20 protein-coding genes are annotated in these 23,130 nt (G+C 62.4%); 10 read left to right on the forward strand and 10 right to left on the reverse strand.

Going from position 1 to position 23,130, the window contains the following annotated elements:
* Positions 1-92 precede the first annotated feature (92 nt).
* Complete coding sequence (gene rmuC, locus HBO19_RS04310; protein ID WP_169955265.1) at positions 93-1,457, forward strand: DNA recombination protein RmuC; 1,365 nt, start codon at positions 93-95, stop codon at positions 1,455-1,457.
* A 174-nt stretch (positions 1,458-1,631) separates the two neighbouring features.
* On the opposite strand, the gene HBO19_RS04315 is transcribed toward rmuC, so the two are convergent.
* The 3 genes from HBO19_RS04315 to HBO19_RS04325 form a co-directional block, all read right to left on the reverse strand.
* Positions 1,632-5,102, reverse strand: a complete 3,471-nt coding sequence (locus HBO19_RS04315; protein WP_169955886.1) for a PAS domain-containing hybrid sensor histidine kinase/response regulator — start codon at positions 5,100-5,102, stop codon at positions 1,632-1,634.
* Between the two features lie 106 nt (positions 5,103-5,208).
* Positions 5,209-5,595, reverse strand: coding sequence for a YbaN family protein (locus HBO19_RS04320; protein WP_169955888.1), 387 nt, complete (start codon positions 5,593-5,595; stop codon positions 5,209-5,211).
* Between the two features lie 20 nt (positions 5,596-5,615).
* The gene (locus tag HBO19_RS04325; RefSeq protein ID WP_169955890.1) at positions 5,616-6,203 is read right to left on the reverse strand and encodes a YecA family protein; all 588 of its coding nucleotides are present in this window, start codon (positions 6,201-6,203) and stop codon (positions 5,616-5,618) included.
* A 274-nt stretch (positions 6,204-6,477) separates the two neighbouring features.
* Between HBO19_RS04325 and recQ the strand changes: the two genes are divergently transcribed.
* Complete coding sequence (gene recQ, locus HBO19_RS04330; protein WP_169955892.1) at positions 6,478-8,607, forward strand: DNA helicase RecQ; 2,130 nt, start codon at positions 6,478-6,480, stop codon at positions 8,605-8,607.
* Between the two features lie 121 nt (positions 8,608-8,728).
* Entirely contained in the window at positions 8,729-9,163 is a 435-nt protein-coding gene (locus HBO19_RS04335) for a MarR family transcriptional regulator (protein WP_169955894.1), read from the forward strand.
* Between the two features lie 145 nt (positions 9,164-9,308).
* Here HBO19_RS04335 and HBO19_RS04340 read toward each other — a convergent pair whose 3' ends face one another.
* Complete coding sequence (locus tag HBO19_RS04340; protein WP_169955896.1) at positions 9,309-11,498, reverse strand: patatin-like phospholipase family protein; 2,190 nt, start codon at positions 11,496-11,498, stop codon at positions 9,309-9,311.
* An 84-nt stretch (positions 11,499-11,582) separates the two neighbouring features.
* On the opposite strand from HBO19_RS04340, the gene HBO19_RS04345 reads away from it, so the two are divergent.
* Entirely contained in the window at positions 11,583-11,870 is a 288-nt protein-coding gene (locus HBO19_RS04345) for a SelT/SelW/SelH family protein (protein ID WP_169955898.1), read from the forward strand.
* Between the two features lie 38 nt (positions 11,871-11,908).
* Here HBO19_RS04345 and HBO19_RS04350 read toward each other — a convergent pair whose 3' ends face one another.
* From HBO19_RS04350 to HBO19_RS04360, 3 genes are all read right to left on the reverse strand, one after another.
* Positions 11,909-12,190 (reverse strand): hypothetical protein, encoded by a 282-nt coding sequence (locus HBO19_RS04350; protein WP_169955899.1) that lies wholly within the window; start codon positions 12,188-12,190, stop codon positions 11,909-11,911.
* 128 nt (positions 12,191-12,318) lie between these two features.
* A complete protein-coding gene (locus tag HBO19_RS04355; RefSeq protein ID WP_169955901.1) occupies positions 12,319-13,200 on the reverse strand; it encodes a DMT family transporter in 882 nt (293 codons plus the stop codon).
* A gap of 89 nt (positions 13,201-13,289) precedes the next feature.
* Positions 13,290-14,048, reverse strand: a complete 759-nt coding sequence (locus HBO19_RS04360; protein ID WP_170056952.1) for an AraC family transcriptional regulator — start codon at positions 14,046-14,048, stop codon at positions 13,290-13,292.
* A 133-nt stretch (positions 14,049-14,181) separates the two neighbouring features.
* Between HBO19_RS04360 and HBO19_RS04365 the strand changes: the two genes are divergently transcribed.
* Positions 14,182-14,991, forward strand: a complete 810-nt coding sequence (locus tag HBO19_RS04365; protein ID WP_170056953.1) for a UDP-2,3-diacylglucosamine diphosphatase — start codon at positions 14,182-14,184, stop codon at positions 14,989-14,991.
* A gap of 123 nt (positions 14,992-15,114) precedes the next feature.
* Here HBO19_RS04365 and HBO19_RS04370 read toward each other — a convergent pair whose 3' ends face one another.
* The 3 genes from HBO19_RS04370 to phhA form a co-directional block, all read right to left on the reverse strand.
* A complete protein-coding gene (locus HBO19_RS04370; RefSeq protein WP_170042609.1) occupies positions 15,115-16,314 on the reverse strand; it encodes an amino acid aminotransferase in 1,200 nt (399 codons plus the stop codon).
* The gene (locus HBO19_RS04375; protein ID WP_170056954.1) at positions 16,311-16,667 is read right to left on the reverse strand and encodes a 4a-hydroxytetrahydrobiopterin dehydratase; all 357 of its coding nucleotides are present in this window, start codon (positions 16,665-16,667) and stop codon (positions 16,311-16,313) included. The genes HBO19_RS04370 and HBO19_RS04375 overlap by 4 nt, the downstream gene beginning before the upstream one ends.
* Positions 16,668-16,772: 105 nt before the next feature.
* Positions 16,773-17,564, reverse strand: coding sequence for a phenylalanine 4-monooxygenase (gene phhA, locus HBO19_RS04380; RefSeq protein ID WP_099168095.1), 792 nt, complete (start codon positions 17,562-17,564; stop codon positions 16,773-16,775).
* Positions 17,565-17,841: 277 nt separating this feature from the next.
* On the opposite strand from phhA, the gene HBO19_RS04385 reads away from it, so the two are divergent.
* The 5 genes from HBO19_RS04385 to HBO19_RS04405 all read left to right on the forward strand — a co-directional run bounded on the left by HBO19_RS04385 (position 17,842) and on the right by HBO19_RS04405 (position 23,130).
* Complete coding sequence (locus tag HBO19_RS04385; protein WP_170056955.1) at positions 17,842-19,404, forward strand: sigma-54-dependent transcriptional regulator; 1,563 nt, start codon at positions 17,842-17,844, stop codon at positions 19,402-19,404.
* Positions 19,405-19,672: 268 nt separating this feature from the next.
* Positions 19,673-20,413: a flagellar basal body rod protein FlgF gene (locus HBO19_RS04390; protein ID WP_057438904.1), complete on the forward strand. Its 741-nt coding sequence runs from the start codon at positions 19,673-19,675 to the stop codon at positions 20,411-20,413.
* Between the two features lie 67 nt (positions 20,414-20,480).
* Positions 20,481-21,266, forward strand: a complete 786-nt coding sequence (gene flgG / locus HBO19_RS04395; RefSeq protein WP_057958870.1) for a flagellar basal-body rod protein FlgG — start codon at positions 20,481-20,483, stop codon at positions 21,264-21,266.
* Positions 21,267-21,318: 52 nt separating this feature from the next.
* The gene (gene flgH / locus HBO19_RS04400) at positions 21,319-22,014 is read left to right on the forward strand and encodes a flagellar basal body L-ring protein FlgH (RefSeq protein ID WP_032859002.1); all 696 of its coding nucleotides are present in this window, start codon (positions 21,319-21,321) and stop codon (positions 22,012-22,014) included.
* 27 nt (positions 22,015-22,041) lie between these two features.
* On the forward strand, positions 22,042-23,130 hold the full coding sequence (locus HBO19_RS04405; protein ID WP_169955967.1) for a flagellar basal body P-ring protein FlgI: 1,089 nt from the start codon (positions 22,042-22,044) through the stop codon (positions 23,128-23,130).

Consider the following 23,130-nt stretch of genomic DNA (forward strand, 5'->3'; position numbering starts at 1 on the left):
TGGCACTGGGCCTCGCCGCTGCGGCGTTGCCTCTATCGGTCCTGTGCTGGCAGATCCAGCGCCGCCTGAACGCACGCCGCACCGGTTGGGAACTGCTGGAAGAGCGCCTGGCCACTGCGCAACTGGCCCAGGAAGGCCTGGCCGCGCAACTGGACGCCAGCCGCGACGAGATCAGCGACCTGAGCCAGGCCAATGCGGCCAAGCAGGCGGATCTGGCAGCGGTACGCCGGGAAGTCGAGTTGCTGCAAATCGATCGCGATAACGCGCGGGATGCGGCCCACGCCTGGAACATCGAGCGCTCCGCCAAGGAAGGTGAGCTACGCCGCCTGGATGCCTTGTCGGCCTCCCTGCGCGCCGAACTGCGCGAGCAGCAGGACAGCCATCAACAACGCCTCAACGACCTGCAAGGCTCGCGGGATGAACTGCGTGCGCAGTTCGCCGAGCTGGCCGGGAAAATCTTCGATGAGCGTGAGCAGCGGTTTGCCGAAACCAGCCAGCAGCGTCTGGGGCAATTGCTTGACCCGTTGAAGGAACGCATCCAGTCGTTCGAAAAGCGCGTGGAAGAAAGCTATCAGAATGAAGCGCGCGAGCGTTTTTCCCTGGGCAAGGAGCTGGAGCGCCTGCAGCAATTGAACCTGCGCCTGTCGGACGAAGCCACCAACCTGACCCGCGCCCTTAAGGGACAGAAGACCCAGGGCAACTGGGGCGAACTGATTCTGGAGCGCGTGCTGGAACATGCCGGCCTGGAGAAAGGCCGTGAGTACCAGACCCAGGTCAGCCTCAAGGGCCCGGATGGCGAGCGTTTCCAGCCGGACGTGCTAATCATGTTGCCGGGCGACAAGCAGGTGGTGGTGGACTCCAAGGTCAGCCTGACCGCCTATCAGCAGTACGTGGCGGCCGATGACGAGGTGATCGGCCAGGCCGCCCTCAAGCAGCATGTGCTGTCGTTGCGCAATCATGTCAAAGGCTTGGCCGGCAAGGACTATAAGCGCCTGGAAGGCCTGCACAGCCTGGATTTCGTGTTGTTGTTCGTACCCATCGAGGCGGCGTTTTCGGCCGCGTTGCAGGCCGAGCCGAACCTATTCCAGGAGGCCTTCGACCGCCATATCGTGATCGTCAGCCCGACCACCTTGCTGGCAACCCTGCGGGTGATCGACAGCCTGTGGAAGCAGGAGCGGCAAAGCCAGAACGCCCGGGAAATCGCCGAACGCGCCGGCTGGCTGTACGACAAGTTCGTGCTGTTTATCCAGGACCTGGATGAAGTCGGCAATCGATTACAGCAGTTGGATAAGGCTTACAGTGCTGCGCGCAACAAGCTCACAGATGGTCGCGGCAATCTGGTCAGCCGGGTGGAGCAACTCAAGCTGCTGGGCGCGCGGGCCAGTAAAGGCTTGCCTGCCGATCTGTTGGAAAAAGCGATGACTGACGAAGATGGCGTCGCCCAGCTACCTGACTAAACACAGAACTCTATGTGGGAGCGGGCTTGCTCGCGAAAGCAGTGGGTCAGTCGACATCAATGTTTGCTGGGCCGACGTCTTCGCGGCGATGCGGCGATCCGACAAGCCCGCTCCCACAGGGGGGGGGCTCGTTCACTTAACTGAACGGCATTACGGCAAGCCAGCACCCGCACGTTACAACGGCAAATGCCGGTTCAGCAGTGCGCGCAACGCCGCCGGTTTTACCGGCTTGGCCAGGTAATCCAACCCCGCTGCATGTACCTCGGCCACCATCTCCGGACGGCCATCGGCGCTGATCACCACCCCAGGAATCGGCTCCGCCAATTGCGCGCGCAGCCAGCCCATCAACTCCGTGCCGGTCTCGCCGTGGTCCAGGTGGTAATCCACCAATGCCAATTGCGGGCGCATGCCCTCGGCCAGCAACGCCGCGCATTGCGCCTGGTCGCGTGCGGTCCAGACCTGGCAGCCCCAACGACTCAACAGGCTGCGCATGCCAATCAGGATGCTGTCTTCGTTGTCCACGCACAGCACCTGGGCGCCGCTCAGTGGCAGGCCCTTGTCCGGTGTGGCCTGCACCTGCAAGCTGGTCTGTGCCTTGGCCAGCGGCACACTGACGCTGAACACGCTGCCTTTGCCTGGCCATGAGCGCACGCGCAAGCGGTGACCGAGCACGCGGCACAGCCCGTCGGCAATGGCCAGGCCAAGCCCCAGGCCCTTTTCGGCACGGGTCTGGTGGCTGTCCAGGCGCTTGAACTCTTCGAAGATCACTTTCTGTTTATCCAGCGGGATGCCCGGGCCACGGTCCCACACCTCCAAGCGCAGTTCGCCGCGACGCCGTCTTACACCCAGCAGTACCGGGCCGTGGGCATAGCGAAAAGCGTTGGTCAGGAAATTCTGCAGGATTCGCCGCAGCAGCTTGATATCACTGTCGATGCGCAAGCGGCTGCCGCGCAGGCGGAAACTCAAGCCTTGCTCCTGGGCCAGCACCTTGAACTCCGCGCCCAGGGCGTCGAACAGTTCACTCAAGGCAAACGGCTGGCGCTGAGGGTTGATCTTGCCGTTTTCCAGGCGGGAGATATCCAGCAAGTCGCTGATTAGGTCTTCGGCCGAGCGCAGCGAACTGTCCAAGTGCTGCACCAGTTGCCGGGCCTCGCCGGATAAGCCTTCGCTCTGGTGGGAGAGGGCGGCCGAGAACAGTCGCGCCGCGTTCAACGGTTGCATCAGGTCGTGACTGACGGCGGCGAGGAAGCGGGTTTTCGACTGGTTTGCCGACTCGGCCACGCCCTTGGCATCGGTCAGGGCCACATTCAGTTGCGACAGTTCATGGGTGCGCTCGGTGACCCGCTGTTCCAGGCCTTCATTGGCCTCGGTCAGAGCCTGCTCGGCCTCGCGGAACGCAGTAATGTCAGTAAAACTCATGACAAACCCACCGCCCGGCATCGGGTTGCCGATCAACTCGATCACCCGGCCGTTGGGAAACAGCCGTTCCGACGTATGTGCCCGGCCCTGGCGCATCCAGTGCAGGCGCCGCGCCACGTGGACTTCGGCCTCACCCGGGCCGCACAGCCCGCGCTCGGCGTTGTAGCGAATAATGTCGGCAATCGGCCGGCCGACGCTGATCAGGCCGTCGGGATAGTTGAACAGTTCCAGATAGCGACGGTTCCAGGCCACCAGCTTGAGGGACTGATCCACCACACTGATGCCCTGGGTGATGTTCTCGATGGCGCCTTGCAACAGCGCCCGGTTGAACTGCAGCACTTCGGAGGCTTCGTCTGCGATACGGACTACGTCCTCTAGCTGCATTTCGCGGCCTTCAATGGCCGCTTTCACCACCGCCCGTGTGGATGAGGCGCCGAGCACGCCAGCCAGCAGTCGTTCGGTGTGGGCAATCCAGTCGTTGTCGGCGTTCTGGTTGGGGTTAAAGCCTTTGCCTTGGCGATAGGCGAAGCGGATGAAGCTCTGCTGCGCGCGTTCCTCGCCAACAAACCGCGCGGCCAGGCTCAACAGGTCATTGATCTGCACCGACAGCATGGAGCGGGCGCTGGCGCGCTGGCTGGTTTCCTGGCCGATAAAGCGCCCGGCCTGCCAATGCTCCGACACCCGTGTACGCGACAGCACCGAGACCCAGGCAAACAGGGTGAAGTTACCGGCCAAAGACAGCACCACACCCTGGGTCAGTGGCGTGATCGGCAGCCCCAGCGGGTTGCCGTGCAGCCAGGCCAGGCCCGGGAAGATATTCAGCGACCAGCCCAGGCTATGGGCGGCAATCGGCAACACCAGGGTGTAGAACCACAGGAAGGTGCCTGCCGCCAGGCCGGCAAACACGCCGCGTCGGTTGGCTTGCTTCCAGTACAGTGCGCCGAGCATCGCCGGTGCCAGTTGGGTCACCGCAGCAAAGGCGATCTGGCCGATGGTCGCCAGGCTGGCGGTGGAACCGAGCAGGCGGTAACTGACATAGGCCAGCAGCAGGATAATCACGATGCTGACCCGGCGTACCGAGAGCATCCAGTGGCGGAAGACTTCGAACGGGCGCTCGGCGTTGGTGCGGCGCAGCAGCCAGGGCAGCAACATATCGTTGGAAACCATGGTCGACAGCGCCACACTGGCCACGATGACCATGCCGGTCGCCGCCGAAGCGCCGCCGATAAACGCCAGTAGCGCCAGGGCCGGATGGGCTTCGGCCAGGGGCAGGCTGATCACGTAGGAGTCCGGCAGCACCGAGCCGGGCAGCAGCATTTTGCCGCCCAGGGCAATCGGCACCACAAACAGCGCAGCCAGCACCAGGTACGCGGGGAACACCCACTTGGCCAGACGCAGGTCCTGGGGCTCGATGTTCTCCACCACGGTGACGTGGAACTGGCGGGGCAGGCAGATGATCGCCATCATCGCCACGCCGGTCTGCACCACCATCGACGGCCAGTTGACGGTCTCTTTCCAGTACTCCTCCAGCCTCGGCGCGAGCATGGCCTGGCTGAACAGATCGTTGAAACCGTCGTACAGGCCGTAGGTAACAAACGCACCGACGGCGAGAAACGCGAACAGCTTGACCAGGGATTCGAAGGCAATCGCCAGCACCATGCCACGGTGGTGCTCCGTGGCGTCGAGGTTGCGGGTACCGAATACGATGGTGAACAGTGCCAGCACCAGGGACACGATCAGGGCGGTGTCCTGGGCCCGCGTGCCGGTGGCATCGGCACCGGCGCCAATCAGCAGGTTGACCCCCAGCACGATGCCTTTGAGTTGCAGGGCAATATAAGGCAGCACGCCGACCAGGCAGATCAGCGCCACGACCACCGCCAGGGACTGGGATTTGCCATAGCGCGCAGCGATAAAGTCAGCGATGGAGGTAATGTTTTCCTGCTTGCTGATCAGAATCATCTTTTGCAGGACCCAGGGTGCCAGCACCAGGAGCAGGACGGGTCCCAGGTAGATCGGTAAAAATGCCCACAGCTGTTCAGCAGCCTGGCCCACAGCGCCGAAGAAGGTCCAACTGGTGCAGTACACCGCCAGCGACAGGCTATACACCCACGCGCGCACCCGTGGCGGCAGCGGCGCGCGGCGGCGGTCACCGTAGAAGGCGATGGCAAACATAATGGCCATGTAGGCCAGGGCAACGGCGGCGATCAGCCCGCTGGACAGCGTCATGAGTACTCCGGACATAAGAACACCCGGGCATTCCAGGCCCGGGGCGACAGTCTCGCATGATGGCCGGGGTTAGTCAGTGTCGACGAAGGTCGTGTAGGGGCGGTTCCTACGAACGTGGAGGTAGGGTCTTCTGACGCAGGATGTAGATCGTCACCAGCACCGCACTGGTCAACATGAACCCGCGTGCCCAGGGCAATGGCACCAGGTAGCAGGACAGGCCGATGCTCAGCCACATCAGGCCGATGGCGTACACCTTGCCTTTTAATGGAATGCCGTTGCCGTCCAGGTAGTCGCGAATCCACGGACCAAGGCGCGGGTGATTCACCAGCCAGTCATAGAAACGCGGGGAGCTGCGGGCAAAGCAGCCGGCAGCCAGGAGCAGGAAGGGGGTGGTCGGCAAGACCGGCAGGAAGATCCCGATCACCCCGAGTGCGACGCTCAACCAGCCAATGGCCAGCAGCACGTAGCGCACAATCGGGGAGCGGTTGCCCATGGGCGCCACGGGCGGGGTACTCAGTGGTGGCGAGGCTTGAGGATCGCCGGTTTTTCGTCGGGGGCGTTGCACAGCAGGTACAGGGCGGTCAGTGCTTCCGGGATCTGTACGATCATGTCGTCCATCAGGTTGGCGTCGCTGGCGATATCGGCGAACTCAGGCTGGTCGTCGAACAGGCCGGAACCGACCATGATCGGCAGCAGCATTTCGCTGACTTCTTCCTCGGCGGTTTCGAACCAGGCCGCTTCACGCAGGAACACACCTTCCATGAAGCCAATGCACCAGCCGCGCAGGTCGGAGTCGTCGGGCTCTTCGCCGAGGTCGAGGTCGCAGGGCAGCTCGAACTCCTCATCGGACGCCAATTGGCGTGAGATGTGCGCCTTGAGCTGGAGCAGGGTTTCTTCGATCTCGGTGCGCTGGGCCTCATCCTTGTAGTGCGGCTCTTCGGCGAACAGGGCGTCGATCCATTCACGATCAGGCACAGGTTCGGAGCAGATCGACAGCGCAGTCAGGTAGCCGTGGGCGGCCACGTAGTCCAGCGCCTCGTCATGCAGCTCATCGGCATCGAGGAAGGCTTGCAGGCGGTTTAGTTGCTCAGCGAAGGACATTGAAAGACTACCTTGGGAATAAACGATGCTGAATTCTAGGCCTTCTTGAGCGTGCAGGCCAGCCGCACGGCATATTTGCAAGGTTTTCAGATGGGCCGCTATTCGTCAGTGGCACCCTTTGCCGGAGAGCGCTCGGGTATACTGCCGCGTTTTGTGATGCCCCTGCAGGCCGGATGCGGTTGCGGGAAAAGTTCGCTTACGGATTATTTCCCGGCCAGGCGCGCTTTTTCAGCCAGCCTGTACAGAGGGATTTCGGTGGAATTTGGAGTTTTTCATGCTTGAACAGGCTCAACGCGTCCTCAAGGACATCTTCGGCTACGACAGCTTTCGTGGCCGCCAGGGTGCGATCATTGAGCGCGTGGCCAGCGGCGGTGATGCCCTGGTCCTGATGCCTACCGGTGGCGGCAAGTCGTTGTGCTTCCAGGTGCCGGCATTGTTGCGTGAAGGGCTGGCGGTAGTGGTCTCGCCGTTGATCGCGCTGATGGACGATCAAGTGGCCACCCTGGAAGAGTTGGGCGTCGCCGCCGCCGCGTTGAACTCTACCCTGAGTGCCGAACAGCAACGCGACCTGGCGGCGCGGATCCGCCGTGGCGAAGTGAAGATGCTCTACCTGGCGCCCGAGCGTCTGGTCCAGCCGCGGATGCTGGCATTCCTGCAGAGCCTGGAAATCTCCCTGTTCGCTATCGACGAGGCCCACTGTGTATCCCAGTGGGGCCACGATTTCCGCCGTGAATACCTGCAATTGGGGCAACTGGCCGAACTGTTCCCCAATGTGCCGCGCATCGCCCTGACCGCCACGGCCGACAAGCGCACCCGCGAGGAAATCGTCGAGCGCCTGCACCTGCAGAACGCCGAGCGTTTTCTCTCCAGCTTCGACCGTCCCAACATTTTTTACCGCATCGTGCCCAAGGAACAGCCACGCAAGCAGTTGCTGGCGTTCCTCTCCGAGCGGCGCAGCGATGCCGGGATCGTCTACTGCCTGTCGCGCAAGAAGGTCGATGAAGTGGCGGCGTTCCTGTGTGAGCAGGGCTATCCCGCGCTGCCTTACCATGCCGGCCTGCCCAACGAGTTGCGGGCCTATCATCAGAAGCGCTTCCTTAACGAGGAAGGCCTGATCATGGTGGCGACCATTGCGTTTGGCATGGGCATCGACAAATCCAACGTGCGCTTCGTGGCCCATATGGACCTGCCAAAGTCCCTTGAGGCGTACTACCAGGAAACTGGGCGTGCCGGTCGCGATGGCCTGCCGGCGGATGCCTGGATGGTCTACGGCCTGCAGGATGTGGTGATGCTCAAGCAGATGCTGCAGAACTCCGAAGGCGATGAGCGCCACAAGCGCCTGGAGCAGCACAAGCTCGACGCCATGCTGTCGCTGTGCGAAGAAACCCGCTGCCGTCGTCAGACCTTGCTCGCCTATTTCGACGAAGACATGCCCCAGCCCTGTGGGCATTGCGACAACTGTGTGGACGGCGTGCAGACCTGGGACGCTACCGAGCCGGCGCGCCAAGGCTTGTCGGCGATCTTCCGGACCGGCCAGCGTTATGGCGTCGGCCATCTGGTGGATGTACTGCTGGGCAAGGACAACGAAAAAATCCGCAGCTTTGGCCATCAGCACCTATCGGTGTACGGCGTAGGCAAGGCGCGGGCTGAAGGCGAATGGCGCTCGCTGTTCCGCCAGATGGTGGCACGCGGCCTGGTGGATATCGACCTGGAAGGCTACGGCGGCCTGCGCCTGAACGACAGTTGCCGGCCACTGCTCAAGGGCGAGGTCAGCCTGGAGCTGCGCCGCGACCTCAAGCCGCAGACCACTGCCAAATCCAGCAGTACCAGCCAGGCCAGCCAACTGGTGCGGGGCGAAGAGCGCGAACAGTGGGAAGCCCTGCGTGCCTTGCGCCGCAAGCTGGCGCAAGAGCACAGCGTGCCGCCCTACGTCATCTTCCCCGACTCCACGTTGCTGGAGATGTTGCGCGAGCAACCGACCACCATGGCCGAAATGGCCCGGGTCAGTGGCGTCGGCGCGCGCAAGCTTGAGCGTTATGGCCAGGCCTTCCTGGAAGTCCTTGGTGGCCAGGCCGAGGCACCCAAGGAAATCGCCGATATCCGCCACGAACTGATCAGCCTGGCCCGCGCCGGCATGACCCCGATCCAGATCGCCGGGCAGTTGCAGTGTTCGGAAAAAAACGTCTACACCTTGCTGGCCGAGTCCATTGGAAAACAGCAATTGTCCCTGGAGCAGGCCCTGGATCTGCCGGAAGATTTGCTGGGTGAAATCCAGGATGCGTTTCTCGACGGCGAGGGCGAGTTGCCACCGGTGTCCGACATCGGGCCGCTGTTCACCGGGCGAGTGCCGGAGGGTGTTTTGTACTGTGTGCGGGCCGCTTTGCAGTCGGAATTCGAGATTTGATGCGCCAATTACGACAATGTAACGAATCAGTACATTGCAAGCCTTGCCTACTGTCATAGGTCATGCTTAGCTGACTAATAATTAGCCACACTTTATTTTCAGTCTAATCCATGAGTTTTTTATGCCGTTAACCGATCAACACCGTTTTGGCATGCAGTTGGCGCAAATGTCCCGTGGCTGGCGCGCCGAACTGGATCGCCGCCTGGCTGGGCTGGGGTTGTCCCAGGCGCGCTGGCTGGTGCTGCTGCATCTGGCCCGCTTTGAAGAAGCACCGACCCAGCGTGAGCTGGCCCAGAGTGTCGGGGTGGAAGGGCCTACATTGGCGCGCCTGCTCGACAGCCTGGAGAGCCAGGGCCTGGTGCAACGCCAGGCTGTGCTGGAAGACCGGCGTGCCAAGCGCATTGTGTTGTGTGATCCAGCAAGGCCGTTGATCGATCAAATCGAGACCATTGCCACGGCTTTGCGCCAGGAGCTGTTTGTGGGGGTCGATGAAGAAGAGATGCGGGTGTGCATGCGTGTGCATGGGCATATTCTGGCGAACCTGGAAAAGACCTGATCCGATTACGCCGCTGATCAAAATGTGGGAGCGGGCTTGCTCGCGAAAGAGGTGTGTCAGTCAATGTATCCGGTGACTGAACCACTGCTTTCGCGAGCAAGCCCGCTCCCACACAAGCCTGCTCCACCTCGGATAAGCGTCGTTGTTAGAACGTCTGCCCAAGATTCAGATACACCGCCTTCTGATTGTCATCATTAAACCCATAGCTGAAGTTCAACGGCCCCAGCGGTGTATCAAACCCGAGGAAGATGCTCGCGGCATTGATATAGCCACTGTCGAACTCATTGTCGTTGTTCCACGCCCGCCCGCGTTCCAGGGAGGCGCCCAGGTACAGCGGGAAGTCCAACGGCAAGTAGGAGCGTGGGGTGAGGCGGCGGTAGTAGACCGCGCGCATCAGGCTGACGTTCTGCCCGGAAATCGCATCCTGGCGGAACCCTGACAGCTGCCGCGCACCGCCCAGCAGGAAGCTGGAAATCACCACGTCGGAATCATCCAGGGTGCGCCCGTAGCGCCCGCCCAGTACCAGGGTGTCCGGGCCGTGGCTCATGGCCTTGTCCAGCTTGAACTCCCATTGCCGGTAGCGCTGGTCGGAGCCCAGGCCCGGTTCGAATTCGCGGTAGGCCAGGCCAATATCTTCACCGGTATGGGGGAAGTACACGTTGTCCAGGGAGTCGAAGGAGTACTTCAGTTCATAGAAACCCTCGTTGAAGCTCACGCTGGGCAAGTCGCGGTCGCCGATGCGCACATCGGCCTTGCCCCAGGCTTCGCCGACGCCGAAGCGGATTTCGCCGCTGTTGCCGATCTGCCGGCCAACGTTCAGGCCAAACCCGTAGCGCTCCAGACGGTATTCGGAGATCGGGTCGTTATCCAGGATCAGTTCGACGTTCTGCGCCTGCGCGCTGATATAGGGTGCGACGAAGTAACGTGAGCCGGTATCCATCGGCTGGTAGAACTCACTGTACAGCTCCTGTCGATCGCCGATCTGCACCCTGGTGAGCCATTCGGCGCCAAGGCGGTTGATGCCGTTGACACGGTAGCTGGCGCCGAGGTTGAACGCGCTGTCGCCGCGCATGTCATCGGACAGGTTGAGCCCCAGGCGCAGGTAGTCGGTGCCGCTGCGTTTGCCGCGCGCGCTGATGACCAGGGTGTTGTCCGGGCCTTTTTTCACCACGCGGTATTGCACCTGCTCGAAGTAATCCAGGCCGTATAGGGTGCCCATGTCCGATTGCAGGCGGGCCAGGTTCAGCGGCTCGCCAATAGGTTGGCGGATGTAGTAGCGGATCACGTCGTCGCCGACTTTCGAGTCGTTCTCCACCTTGATCGCGGTAATTGTCGGGTTGCGCTGGCCTGGGGTGCGGGCGGCGGTCAGTTCGGCGTCCACCGACCCGGTTGGGCGCAGGCGTGCCAGGCGGGTATCCAGGGCCCTCGTGGCGCGGTAGCCGGCGTCGATCATGTCCTTGGCGCGGCCAAAATCGGTCACGCCATATGCGGCCAAGGGTGGCTGGATCAGCACGTCGCCTGGGTGCAGGGCCTTGAGTTGCTCCTCGGAGTTGCGGCGGGTCATCAGGGTGATGGACTGGTTGAGCACATCCACCACCGTCGCCAGTTGCTTGCGGTTGCGCAACGGCGTGCCGATATCCACCACGATGGCGATATCGACTCCCATCTCCCGCGCCACATCCAGGGGGATGTTATCGGTCATGCCGCCATCCACCAGCAGCCGGCCGTCCAGTTCCACCGGGGCGAACACTGCGGGGATCGACATGCTGGCGCGAATCACCTGAGGCAGATGGCCCTTGCGAAACACCACTTTCTCGCCGCTGGTGATGTCGGTGGCCACCGCGCGAAAGGGAATCGGCAGCTTGTCGAAGTCGCGGGTATTGCTGCTGTGGGCGAACATGCTCTCGAGCAGCAGCGCCAGGTTCTGGCCTTGGATCACGCCCAGGGGCAGGCCCAGGCTGCCGTCGTCGCGAAAGCTCAGTTTCTGCTTGATCAGGAAGTCCCGGTCATCCTGCTTGCGCCGGAACGGCACGTCTTCCCTGGGCGGGGCGTCGGACAGCGCCAATTGCCAGTCGATGCTCAGTGCCAGTTTTTCCAGTTCGTCGATCTTGTAGCCCGACGCGTACAGCCCGCCAATCACCGCGCCCATGCTGGTGCCGGCAATCGCATCGATGTGGATGCCTTGCTCTTCGAGGGCCTTGAGCACGCCGATGTGCGCCAGGCCACGGGCGGCGCCGCCGGAAAGCACCAGGCCGATTTTCGGGCGTGGGGCTTCAACGGCTTGGGCAAGGACAGGGAGCAGGCACAGCAGCAGGCAGGACAACAGGCGGCGCATCATCAATCTCGGGGCTGGGCGGCAAAGGCCGGTATTATAGCCATCCGATCCACCTGTCTCGTCATCTCAGGAGTTCTTCATTTTATGTCCGCATCCAAGCCCGAGATTGTCATCACCTATTGCACCCAATGTCAGTGGCTGCTGCGCGCCGCGTGGCTGGCCCAGGAACTGCTGAGCACCTTTGCCGACGACCTCGGCAAAGTCGCCCTGGAGCCGGCGACCGGCGGGGCGTTTCGCATCACCTGCGACGGCGTACAGATCTGGGAGCGCAAGGCCGATGGCGGTTTCCCGGAGGCCAAGGTGCTCAAGCAGCGGGTACGCGACCAGATCGCCCCAGAACGGGACCTGGGGCACAACGACCGGACTTCTTAGGCGACACTGCCGGCGCATGGCCGGCAGTGTGGGGTGGTTTATTTGGCAGCCATTTTATTCTTGATCCAGCCGACGACAAACGTCAGCACCAGGCCGCCGACACCGCCGCCGACGATATTGCTGCCCACGGCGGCAACATCCAGCGCGCCACCCGCTGGCATGCCAGTGATCGCCGCGACGATCTGCCCCAGCACCAGGCCGCCGACGCCACCGACCACCGTATTGAGCCCGGAGCCCAGGCCTTGCTTGCTCAGGCCGGCAATGTTGCCGCCGACTGCGCCACTGATGATCTGAATGATCAGGGGGATGAACATGTCCATGGTGAAACTCCTGCATAGCATTAAGGGAGCGACCACTCGCATGCAGCAACTTCAAGGACCACGGCTGTCGTCGAGGAGTCTGTATCCGTTGAACGACAGCTGACTGTTGCGGATAGGAAAAGTATAGATCAGGCCATGGCCGGCGGCTGTTTGGCCTTGGCCGGGCGGCTCATCAAGCCCGAGACGACGATGGCTGCAATGATCAGCGCGCCGCCCAGCAACATGCGCAGGGTCGGGGTTTCGCTGAACAGCAGCCAGGCTACGGTGATGCCATACACCGGCTCCATGGCGAACACCACCGCGGCGGTGCGCGCCTTGAGCACCTTGAGGCTGGCGACAAACAAACTGTGGGCCAGCCCGGTACAAAACACCCCCAGCAGACCGATCCACAACCAGTCCAGGGCACGTACCTCGCCAAGGCCTGGAGCGGCGACGGGCAGCAGGCACACGGCGACCACTACGTTTTGGCACAGGGCTGCCTGCACCGGGGGAATGCTGGCGCTGGCGCGGTTGTTCAACGAGAGCAGCGAGAACAGCAGGCCCGAGACCACGGCCCAGACCAGGCCGCTGGTGGCTTGGCTGGCCAGGTCGAAGTCCGGGGTGACCAGCACCAGGCCGACGCTGACCAGTACCACCAGTACCATTTCATTGGCGCGGATCCGCTCGCGGAAGATCAGGCCTTCAAGGATCACCGTGAACGCCGGGAACGTGGCGAACCCCAGCGTCGCAATCGCCACCCCCGCCACTTTTACCGCGATGAAGAAACTCACCCAGTGCCCGGCCAGCAGCAGGCCGCTGAGCAGCAGGCGCCGCAGGTCAGCGCTGTAGAGTTTTTGCCACGGTGTGCTGCTGGCAAAACGCGCGAACAGCACCAGGGCCAGCACCGCGAAAGCGGCACGGCCAAACACAATAATGCTCGGCGAGGCGGCGGCGAGTTTGCCGAAGACGCCAGTAAGGCCAAACATCAGTGCACCGATGTGCAGGGCGCCGAGGGCAGTGCGCGGGGTCATGACAATCCTTAAAGCAGTGGGCAGGCATCCAGTCTAGAGCGCCTGGCGCCTGGGTGTCTGTCGTGGGAATCGCCGGTTTTATCGCAGGACTAGCGCCCGTTGTCGAGCCGGCGCAGGGCCCCGGGCGAGCTGCCGAACGCGCGCAACATCGCTGCGGCAAACGCACTTTGCGAACCGTAGCCAACCCGCGCGGCGATCTCGCCAATCGGCAGGTGGCTGTCGCGCAGCAAGCCACGGGCCATGTGCAGGCGGCGGTTGCGGATGTAGTCCATGGGGGTCAGCCCGCATTCGGCGATAAAGCGTGCGTGCAGGCGGGCGACGGACATATCCGCCAGCCGCGCCAGATCCGCGACCTGCAGCGGGTAGGCCGCATGCTGGTCGATATGGGCGTTGAATGCGCCATAGGGCAGGCGTCGCGCGCCGGCTTGAGCCGGCGGCTGGCCATTGAGCGTAGCCAATAACAGTACCGCGCCTTGCTGGGCGATCAGTGGGTCATCCAGGGCGCCGCTCGCCAGCCAGTTGACCAATTGGCCCTGGCGGGCATCCAGGGTCACCCGGGCCGGTTGGTCGAGCAGGCGGCGACTGGCATCCGCGTGCTCGCCCAAAGATTGCACCATCCACTGTTCGTCGGGCACATCCAGCACCAGGCATTGGCTGCCCCGGGGGCTGCCACAGCTGTGGTGGGTGGAGAAGGGCAGGACCATCACCCCTTGTGGGCAAATCTCGCCGCCCATGCCTTCGACCTCGAAATCCAGGCGGCCGGCCAGGCCGAACACCAGTTGCGCGTGGTCATGGCTATGGGCAATCAGGTCATGGGTGTAATGGCGCAGCGTGAGGGTCGGTCTCATCGCAATCTCCCGGGCAGGCCGGCAGTTTACACCGCCCGACGGGCGGCGGGCGCTGTCATCTGACTGACGCAAGACTGTCATGGGCTATTAATTGCCCGGGAGCAAGCTGGCGAAAACACCCTCGAGGTATGCCATGACCAGCGCCGAGATCGCCAAACCCAGCCGCAAGCAACGGGTTCGTACCCTGTGGATCTCCGACGTGCACCTAGGCACCCGGGACTGCCAGGCCGAACATCTGTCGCAGTTCCTCAAGGGCTACCATGCCGACAAGGTGTACCTGGTGGGCGATATCATCGACGGCTGGAAAATGCGCGGCGGCATGTATTGGCCCCAGGCCCATACGAACGTGATCCGCCGCCTGCTGACCATGAGCAAGCGCGGCACCGAGGTGATCTACGTCACTGGCAACCACGACGAGTTCCTGCGCCGCTATTCAAAGCTGATCCTGGGCAATATCCAACTGGTGGACGAAGCGGTGCATGTGACCGCCGATGGCCGGCATTTGCTGGTGATCCACGGCGACCAGTTCGACGTGATCACCCGCTACCACCGCTGGCTGGCGTTTCTTGGCGATTCGGCCTACGAATTCACCCTGACCCTCAACCGCTGGTTGAACCACTGGCGGGCGCGTTATGGATATGGCTACTGGTCGCTGTCGGCGTACCTCAAGCACAAGGTGAAGACCGCGGTGAGCTTTATCAGCGATTTCGAGGAAGCCATCGCCCACGAAGTGACCAAGCGCGAGTTGCACGGCGTAGTGTGCGGGCATATCCACCATGCGGAGATTCGCAAGGTGGGCGAGGTGGACTACCTCAATTGCGGGGATTGGGTGGAGTCGTGCACGGCATTGATCGAGCACTGGGATGGGCATATCGAGTTGTATCGGTTGGCGGATGCCCAGGCCAAGGAGGCGCAGGTCAAGGCCGAGATGGTTGCGGGCTGAGGATCGCCTCGGTCAAAAATGTGGGAGCGGGCTTGCTCGCGAATGCGGTGTATCAGTCAACATATCCATCACTGACCCACCGCATTCGCGAGCAAGCCCGCTCCCACATTTGATTCGGTTTCGTCAGTTGCGGCACACGTCTGCAATGGCCTCGGCCAGCAACCCCAGCCGCGTTTCATCAATCCCGGCCACGTTGGCGCGCCCGGAACTGACCATGTACACGCTGTGTTTTTCCCGCAGCTGTTTCACCTGCTCGGCACTCAGGCCGGTGTAGGAAAACATCCCGCGCTGCACGCCGACATGGGCAAAGCGCTCAGACAGCCCGTGGGGCGCCAGCGCTTCGACCAGGCCCGAACGCAATTGCGCGATACGCGAGCGCATGCCTTCGACTTCGCTGCTCCACAGCTGCTTGAGCGCACTGTCACCGAGGATAGTCGCGACCACGGCGGCCCCGTGATCCGGTGGTGTCGACCACAGGTTGCGCGCGATAAACGCCAGTTGGCTGCGCACATCCAACAGTTTCTCGGCATCGTTGGCACACACGATCAGCGCGCCGACGCGGTCGCTGTACAAGCCGAAATTCTTCGAGCAGGAGCTGGTGATCAGCACCTCAGGCAGTTCATCGGCAAACAGGCGTACCGCCCACGCGTCCTGCTCCAGGCCATCGCCAAAGCCCTGGTAGGCGAAGTCGATCAGCGGCAGCAACTGGCGCTCGCGCACGATCTGCAGCACCTGGCGCCAGTCGTCCTGGGACAGGTCGAAACCGGTGGGGTTGTGGCAGCAGGCGTGCAGCAGCACCACGTCGCCCTCGGGCACGGTGGCCAGGGTGGCGAGCATGGCCGGCACGTCCAGGCGGTTATCACTGCCCACATAGGGGTAGTGGCTGACCTTGAGCCCGGCCTTGGCGAAGATGGTTTCGTGGATCGGCCACGTCGGGTTGCTCAACCACACGCCACGGCCTGGCAGGCTGTGGGCGATGAAGTCGGCGCTCAGGCGCAGGGCGCCGGTGCCACCCGGGGTTTGCGTGGCGCCGGCGCGTTGTGCCTTGAGCAGCGCGGAACCTGCGCCCAGCACTAATTCGCTGATCAGGCGGCCGAAAGCCGGGTCGCCATGCCCGCCGATGTACGTCTTGGTGGTTTGCTGCTCGACCAGGCGCTGCTCGGCGCGTTTTACCGCCTGCAGGACCGGAGTCAGGCCCTGGGCATCCTTATACACGCCCACACCGAGGTCGAATTTTTGCGGGTTGGCGTCCTTGGCATAGGACTCCATCAGCCCCAGGATCGGATCACCAGGCACCCGGCCAATCGCGGCGAAATGCATCACTTGCGGCCCTCGGCGTCCTTGGCCACTTCGTCGGTGCGCGCGGCCATGATGAAGTCGTTGCGGTGCAGGCCCTTGATCGAGTGGCTCCACCAGGTCACGGTGACTTTGCCCCATTCGGTCAGCAGGCCTGGGTGATGGCCTTCAGCCTCGGAGATTTCGCCCATGGTGTTGGTAAAGGCCAGGGCGAATTTGAAGTTCTTGAACAGGAATACTTTTTCCAGCTGCATCACGCCGTCGCGCACTTCGATGTTCCAGTCGGGGATCTGCTTGATCAGCACCGGCAGTTCTTCGTCGCTGACTTGCGGGGCGTCGGCGCGGCAGGCTTCGCAATGGGCTTGGTTCAAGGTGGTCATAAAGGTGTTCCTGAAATCGAGTATGTGGAATTCGGTTGCCAGTCGCGTCACCCTAAAGCAACGCGCGGCCAGGGAACAGGCTCACCTGGCCTTTAAAGCATCAGTTCAAGCCGCCTTGGGCTTGGGTGGGAACAGCGGCGCGTGCAGACCCAGCTGCATGCCGCGCTCGACCATGCCCATGATGTCTTCCTGCGCCACTTCGAACAGGCGCTTGAGGTTGGGCAGGGCGAAATACAGCGGCTGCAGGATGTCGATGCGATAGGGCGTGCGCATGGCTTCCAGGGGGTCGAAGGCTTGGTGCTTGGGCTCATCCGAGAGGCAGTACACCGTCTCCTTGGGCGACGACAGGATGCCGCCACCATAGATGCGCCGGCCTTCGGGGGTGTCCACCAGGCCGAACTCGATGGTCATCCAGTACAGGCGCGCCAGGTACACGCGCTGCTCCTTGGTGGCCGCCAGGCCGAGCTTGCCGTAGGTGTGGGTGAATTCGGCGAACCAGGGGTTGGTCAGCAGTGGGCAGTGTCCGAAAATCTCGTGGAAAATATCCGGCTCTTGCAGGTAATCCAGCTCTTCGCGGGTACGAATAAAGGTCGCCACCGGAAACTGCTTGTTGGCGAGCAATTCAAAGAAGGTCTGGAAGGGGATCAGCGCCGGGACCCGCGCCACTTGCCAGCCAGTGGTTTCGGCCAGCACTTTGTTGATTTCGGCGAGTTGCGGAATACGGTCATGGGGCAGGCCGAGCTTGTCGATGCCGTCCAGGTATTCCTGGCAGGCGCGACCCTCGATCACTTTCAATTGGCGAGTGATCAGGGTGTTCCACACCGCGTGTTCTTCGGGCGGGTAGTGGATAAAACCTTGCGCATCGGGCTCGCGGGCCACGTAGTGCGTCTGCTTCATACGGCTCTCCTGCTAGGCATTCGTTCTTGTTATGTCCTGCTATGGGCTTATTGATACTCCGCCTGGCGGTGGATTCCACCTGCTGTTAAGGGAAGGCTGTAGGAAAATTCTACGTTTTTCGTAAAATATTCGTTACGATTTTGCCGTTGCGCACGCCGCATTGCGTTTTGCTAGTTTGAAAAGCACGTTGGCTGTCACATAATCTTGACGACTATCTGCGTCCGGTGACAAAAAGACGCAGCCCGATCAGCCCTCCTACAACAAACCGGGCCTTTACATGCGTATCAAAGTGCATTGCCAGAACCGCATTGGCATCCTGCGGGACATCCTCAACCTGCTGGTGGAGTACGGGGTCAACGTGGCCAAGGGCGAGGTCGGCGGCGAGCACGGCAATGCCATTTACCTGTATTGCCCGAACCTGGTGAACATGCAGTTCCAGGCCCTGCGCCCGCAGTTCGAGGCGATTGCCGGGGTGTTTGGCGTCAAGCGGGTAGGGCTGATGCCCAGCGAGCGTCGGCATATGGAGCTCAACGCCTTGCTGGGGGCGTTGGAATTCCCGGTGCTGTCCATCGACATGGGCGGCTCGATTGTCGCGGCCAACCGCGCGGCGGCGCAGCTGCTCGGGGTGCGCGTGGATGAGGTGCCGGGCATTCCCTTGTCGCGCTACGCCGAGGACTTCGACCTGCCGGAGCTGGTGCGTGCGAGCAAGTCGCGGATCAATGGCCTGCGGGTCAAGGTCAAGGGCGACGTGTTTCTTGCCGACATCGCCCCGCTGCAATCGTCCGAGCATGACGACAGCGAAGCCATGGCCGGCGCCGTGCTGACCTTGCACCGCGCCGATCGCGTCGGCGAGCGTATCTACAATGTGCGCAAGCAGGAGCTGCGGGGCTTTGACAGTATTTTCCAGAGCTCCAAAGTCATGGTCGCGGTGGTGCGTGAAGCCCGGCGCATGGCGCCCCTCGATGCGCCCCTATTAATAGAAGGCGAAACCGGTACCGGCAAGGAACTGCTGGCGCGCGCCTGTCACCTGGCCAGCCCGCGCGGGCAGTCGCCGTTGATGGCGCTCAATTGCGCGGGGTTGCCGGAGTCGATGGCCGAGACCGAGCTGTTCGGCTACGGCCCCGGTGCGTTTGAAGGGGCGCGGGCGGAGGGCAAGCTGGGGCTGCTGGAGTTGACGGCGGGCGGTACGTTGTTTCTGGATGGCGTGGGCGAAATGAGCGCGCGGTTGCAGGTGAAGTTACTGCGCTTTCTGCAGGACGGTTGCTTCCGGCGCGTAGGCAGTGACGAAGAGGTTTATCTGGATGTGCGGGTGATCTGCGCGACCCAGGTGGATTTGTCGGAATTGTGTGCCCGAGGGGAGTTTCGCCAGGACCTGTATCACCGGCTCAATGTGTTGTCGCTGCATATCCCGCCGCTGCGCGAATGCCTCGACGGGCTGCCGCCGCTGGTCGAGCACTTTATCGACCAGGCCAGCCGCCTGATCGGCTGCCCGCTGCCCAGGTTGGCGCCGGCGGCCATGGAGCGGCTCAGCCACTACCATTGGCCGGGCAATGTGCGGCAGTTGGAAAACGTGCTGTTCCAGGCGGTGTCGTTGTGCGAGGGCGGCACGATCAAGGCTGAGCATATTCGCTTGCCGGACTACGGCGTGCGTCAGCCGCTTGGCGACTTTTCCCTGGAGGGTGGCCTGGAAGAGATTGTCGGGCGGTTTGAAAAGGCGGTGTTGGAAAGCCTGTATGCCGAGCACCCCAGCAGTCGCTTGCTGGGTAAGCGCCTGGGCGTGTCCCACACCACCATCGCCAACAAATTGCGCGATTACGCAGTGCTCAAGGCCGACAAATAAACCCCTGACACAACGGGATTAAAAGTGTGGGAGCGGCGGTGCGACGATTCCACAATGGACCTGTGTCACTGCCAAGACCTGTGTTTGCCGCAACCGGCAGAACTCCGCCGTTTTTCCGACTCGTCCTGCCCCTGCAATAATCCTTGATACGCCCCAACCCCTTGCCCCACCTGCCTTTCCCTGACTTTTAAAAAGTTGGTGCGCAAATTGCTAAAGACTCCTCAGTACATCGGTGGGCGGCAAACGTCCGTCAGTAAGAGGAATGAGCGTGGACAAGTACCTTTATGTGGCAATGACCGGCGCCAGCCAGAATGCACTGGCGCAAAAGGCCCATGCCAACAACCTGGCGAACATTTCCACCAACGGTTTTCAGCGTGACCTGGAACAGGCCCGCTCGATGCCGGTGTTTGGTGACAGCTTTCCGGCGCGGGCGTTTGCCCTGACCGAGCGCCCCGGCACCGATTTTTCCCCTGGCTCGATGGTCGAGACCGGCCGTGACCTGGACGTTGCCGTCGGCGGTGACGGCTGGATCGCCGTGCAAACCCCTGATGGCGGCGAAGCCTACGTGCGCACCGCGAGCATGAATATCGACGCACTGGGCGTGCTGCGGGCCGGCAACGGTATGCCGATCATGGGCAATGGCGGGCCGATTTCGGTGCCGCCCGAGCAAAAGGTCGAAGTCGGCGAAGACGGCACCATCAGCATCCGCGCCATGGGCGAAGGCCCGCGGGTGATGGCTGAAGTGGACCGCATCAAGCTGGTCAAGCCGGACCTGGCCAACATGACCAAGGGCCTGGATGGCGCGATCCATACCAAGGACGGCCAGCCGGCGGTGGCCGATGCCAGCGTCAAGGTGAACTCGGGCTTCCTGCAGTCGAGCAACGTCAATGCCGTCGAAGAAATGACGGCGGTGCTGGCCCTGTCCAAGCAGTTCGAATTGCACGTGAAAATGATGAACAGCGCCAAAGAAGACGACCAGGCCATGACTCGCGTCATGCAGATGAGCTGATTGCAGCGCCACTGACTACTAATTTTGTAACGCGGCGCCAACAAACAGGCGCACGAAGGAGAACAGCATGCTTCCGGCTCTATGGGTTGCCAAAACCGGTCTGTCCGCCCAGGACACCAACCTGACCGTTATTTCCAACAACCTGGCGAACGTTTCGACCACGGGCTTTAAACGTGATCGCGCCGAGTTCCAGGACCTGCTCTATCAAATCAAGCGCCAGCCGGGTGCACAGTCGACCCAGGACAGCGAATTGCCGTCGGGCCTGCAAGTGGGTACCGGTGTGTCCATCGTCGGCACCCAGAAGAACTTCACCGCCGGCAACCTGCAACAGACCGGGCAGCCGCTGGACATGGCGATCAATGGCCGTGGCTTCTTCCAGATCCTGCAACCGGATGGCACTACGTCCTACACCCGTGACGGTACTTTCCACCTGGACTCTAACGGCCAGGTCGTGACCGCCAACGGTTTTGCCCTGGAGCCGGCGATTGTCGTGCCCAACGATGCCCAGACCTTCACGGTCGGCGCCGACGGCACCGTGTCCGTCACCATTGCCGGCAACCCGGCGTCGCAAGTGATCGGCAACCTGCAGACCGCCGACTTCATCAACCCGGCCGGCCTGCAAGCCACCGGTAACAACCTGTTCCTGGAAACCGCCGCCAGCGGCGCGCCGCAAGTCGGCACCCCGGGCCTCAACGGGTTTGGCACCACCCTGCAAAGCACCCTGGAAACCTCCAACGTCAGCACCGTGGAAGAGATGGTCAACATGATCACCACCCAGCGTGCCTACGAGATGAACTCCAAGGTGATCTCCACCGCCGACCAGATGCTTTCGTTCGTTACGCAGAATCTGTAATCCAGTCTATGGGGCGCTCATAAGGCGCCTGCAACACCGTGAGGGAAGGGTCATGAGTCGCTTTGTTTCTGTTCTGGCATTGAGTGGGATTGCCGTGCTCGCGGGCTGTGTCGCCCCGACGCCAAAACCCAATGACCCGTACTACGCGCCGGTGTTGCCGCGCACGCCGCTGCCAGCGGCCGCCAACAATGGCTCGATCTACCAGGCCGGTTTCGAACAGAACCTGTACAGCGACCGCAAGGCGTTCCGTGTGGGCGACATCATCACCATCACCCTGAACGAGCGCACCACGGCGAGCAAGAACGCCAACTCCCAGGTGGCCAAGAACAGCAAGACCGGCATCGGCCTGACCTCGCTGTTTGGCGGTGGCTTGAACACCAACAACCCCCTGGGCAGCGGTGACTTGAGCCTGGACGTGGGCTACAGCGGCGACCGTGCCACTAACGGCAGCAGCAAGGCCGGGCAGGGCAACAGCCTGGTGGGCTCGATCACCGTGACCGTGGCCGATGTGCTGCCCAACGGCATCATTGCCGTGCGCGGCGAGAAGTGGATGACCCTCAACACCGGTGACGAACTGGTGCGCATCGCAGGCATGGTGCGCGCGGACGATATCGCCACCGACAACACCGTGCCGTCCACACGGATTGCCGATGCGCGCATTACCTATTCGGGTACGGGTTCGTTTGCCGACGCCAGTCAGCCGGGTTGGTTCGACCGTTTCTTCCTTAGCCCGCTGTTCCCTTTCTAGGTGATCACTTTGAATCTCAAACAGCTGATGGCAGCGGTGTTGTTGCTCTCCCTGAGCGTTGCTGCCCAGGCCGAACGCCTGAAGGACATCGCCAGTATTTCCGGGGTGCGCACCAACCAGTTGATCGGCTATGGCCTGGTGGTGGGGCTCAATGGCACGGGTGACCAGACCACCCAGACCCCGTTCACCCTGCAGACCTTCAACAACATGCTCTCGCAGTTCGGGATCAAGGTGCCGCCAGGGTCGGGCAACGTGCAGTTGAAAAACGTCGCGGCGGTGTCGATCAGTGCCGATCTGCCGGCGTTCTCCAAGCCGGGGCAGGTGGTGGACATCACCGTATCGTCCATCGGTAACTCCAAAAGCCTGCGCGGCGGCACCTTGCTGATGACGCCGCTCAAAGGTATCGACGGCAACGTCTATGCCATCGCCCAGGGCAACCTGGTGGTGGGCGGGTTTGATGCCGAGGGTCGCGACGGCTCGAAGATCACCGTCAACGTGCCATCGGCCGGGCGGATTCCTGGCGGTGCCACGGTGGAGCGCACCGTGCCCAGTGGTTTCAACCAGGGCAACAGCCTGACCCTGAACCTCAACCGTTCAGACTTCACCACCGCCAAGCGCGTGGTGGACAAGATCAACGACATGCTCGGCCCTGGCGTGGCCCAGGCCATCGACGGCGGCTCGATCCGCGTGACCGCGCCGCTGGACCCAAGCCAGCGTGTGGACTACCTGTCGATCCTGGAAAACCTTGAGGTCGATCCGGGCCAGGCGGTGGCCAAGGTCATCATCAACTCGCGCACCGGTACCATCGTGATCGGCCAGAACGTCAAGGTGTCGCCGGCGGCCGTAACCCACGGCAGCCTGACCGTGACCATCACCGAAGACCCGATTGTCAGCCAGCCCGGGCCGTTGTCCGGTGGCCAGACCGCTGTGGTCCCGCGCTCGCGGGTCAATGCCCAGCAAGAAGCCAAGCCGATGTTCAAGTTCGGCCCCGGTACCACCCTGGATGAAATCGTACGTGCGGTGAACCAGGTGGGTGCGGCGCCCGGCGACTTGATGGCGATCCTCGAAGCCCTGAAACAGGCCGGCGCCTTGCAAGCCGACCTGATCGTGATTTGA

It is taken from the genome of Pseudomonas sp. WS 5021, from assembly GCF_012985535.1.
Taxonomy (GTDB): domain Bacteria; phylum Pseudomonadota; class Gammaproteobacteria; order Pseudomonadales; family Pseudomonadaceae; genus Aquipseudomonas.

Excerpts from the sequence above, each read along its gene's own strand:
- HBO19_RS04315 (WP_169955886.1), bottom strand. The coding sequence starts at position 5,102 with ATGACGCTGTCCAGCGGGCTGATCGCCGCCGTTGCCCTGGCCTACATG.
- HBO19_RS04320 (WP_169955888.1), bottom strand. The coding sequence starts at position 5,595 with ATGGGCAACCGCTCCCCGATTGTGCGCTACGTGCTGCTGGCCATTGGC.
- HBO19_RS04325 (WP_169955890.1), bottom strand. The coding sequence starts at position 6,203 with ATGTCCTTCGCTGAGCAACTAAACCGCCTGCAAGCCTTCCTCGATGCC.
- recQ (WP_169955892.1), top strand. The coding sequence starts at position 6,478 with ATGCTTGAACAGGCTCAACGCGTCCTCAAGGACATCTTCGGCTACGAC.
- HBO19_RS04335 (WP_169955894.1), top strand. The coding sequence starts at position 8,729 with ATGCCGTTAACCGATCAACACCGTTTTGGCATGCAGTTGGCGCAAATG.
- HBO19_RS04340 (WP_169955896.1), bottom strand. The coding sequence starts at position 11,498 with ATGCGCCGCCTGTTGTCCTGCCTGCTGCTGTGCCTGCTCCCTGTCCTT.
- HBO19_RS04345 (WP_169955898.1), top strand. The coding sequence starts at position 11,583 with ATGTCCGCATCCAAGCCCGAGATTGTCATCACCTATTGCACCCAATGT.
- HBO19_RS04350 (WP_169955899.1), bottom strand. The coding sequence starts at position 12,190 with ATGGACATGTTCATCCCCCTGATCATTCAGATCATCAGTGGCGCAGTC.
- HBO19_RS04355 (WP_169955901.1), bottom strand. The coding sequence starts at position 13,200 with ATGACCCCGCGCACTGCCCTCGGCGCCCTGCACATCGGTGCACTGATG.
- HBO19_RS04360 (WP_170056952.1), bottom strand. The coding sequence starts at position 14,048 with ATGAGACCGACCCTCACGCTGCGCCATTACACCCATGACCTGATTGCC.
- HBO19_RS04365 (WP_170056953.1), top strand. The coding sequence starts at position 14,182 with ATGACCAGCGCCGAGATCGCCAAACCCAGCCGCAAGCAACGGGTTCGT.
- HBO19_RS04375 (WP_170056954.1), bottom strand. The coding sequence starts at position 16,667 with ATGACCACCTTGAACCAAGCCCATTGCGAAGCCTGCCGCGCCGACGCC.
- phhA (WP_099168095.1), bottom strand. The coding sequence starts at position 17,564 with ATGAAGCAGACGCACTACGTGGCCCGCGAGCCCGATGCGCAAGGTTTT.
- HBO19_RS04385 (WP_170056955.1), top strand. The coding sequence starts at position 17,842 with ATGCGTATCAAAGTGCATTGCCAGAACCGCATTGGCATCCTGCGGGAC.
- flgG (WP_057958870.1), top strand. The coding sequence starts at position 20,481 with ATGCTTCCGGCTCTATGGGTTGCCAAAACCGGTCTGTCCGCCCAGGAC.
- flgH (WP_032859002.1), top strand. The coding sequence starts at position 21,319 with ATGAGTCGCTTTGTTTCTGTTCTGGCATTGAGTGGGATTGCCGTGCTC.
- HBO19_RS04405 (WP_169955967.1), top strand. The coding sequence starts at position 22,042 with ATGGCAGCGGTGTTGTTGCTCTCCCTGAGCGTTGCTGCCCAGGCCGAA.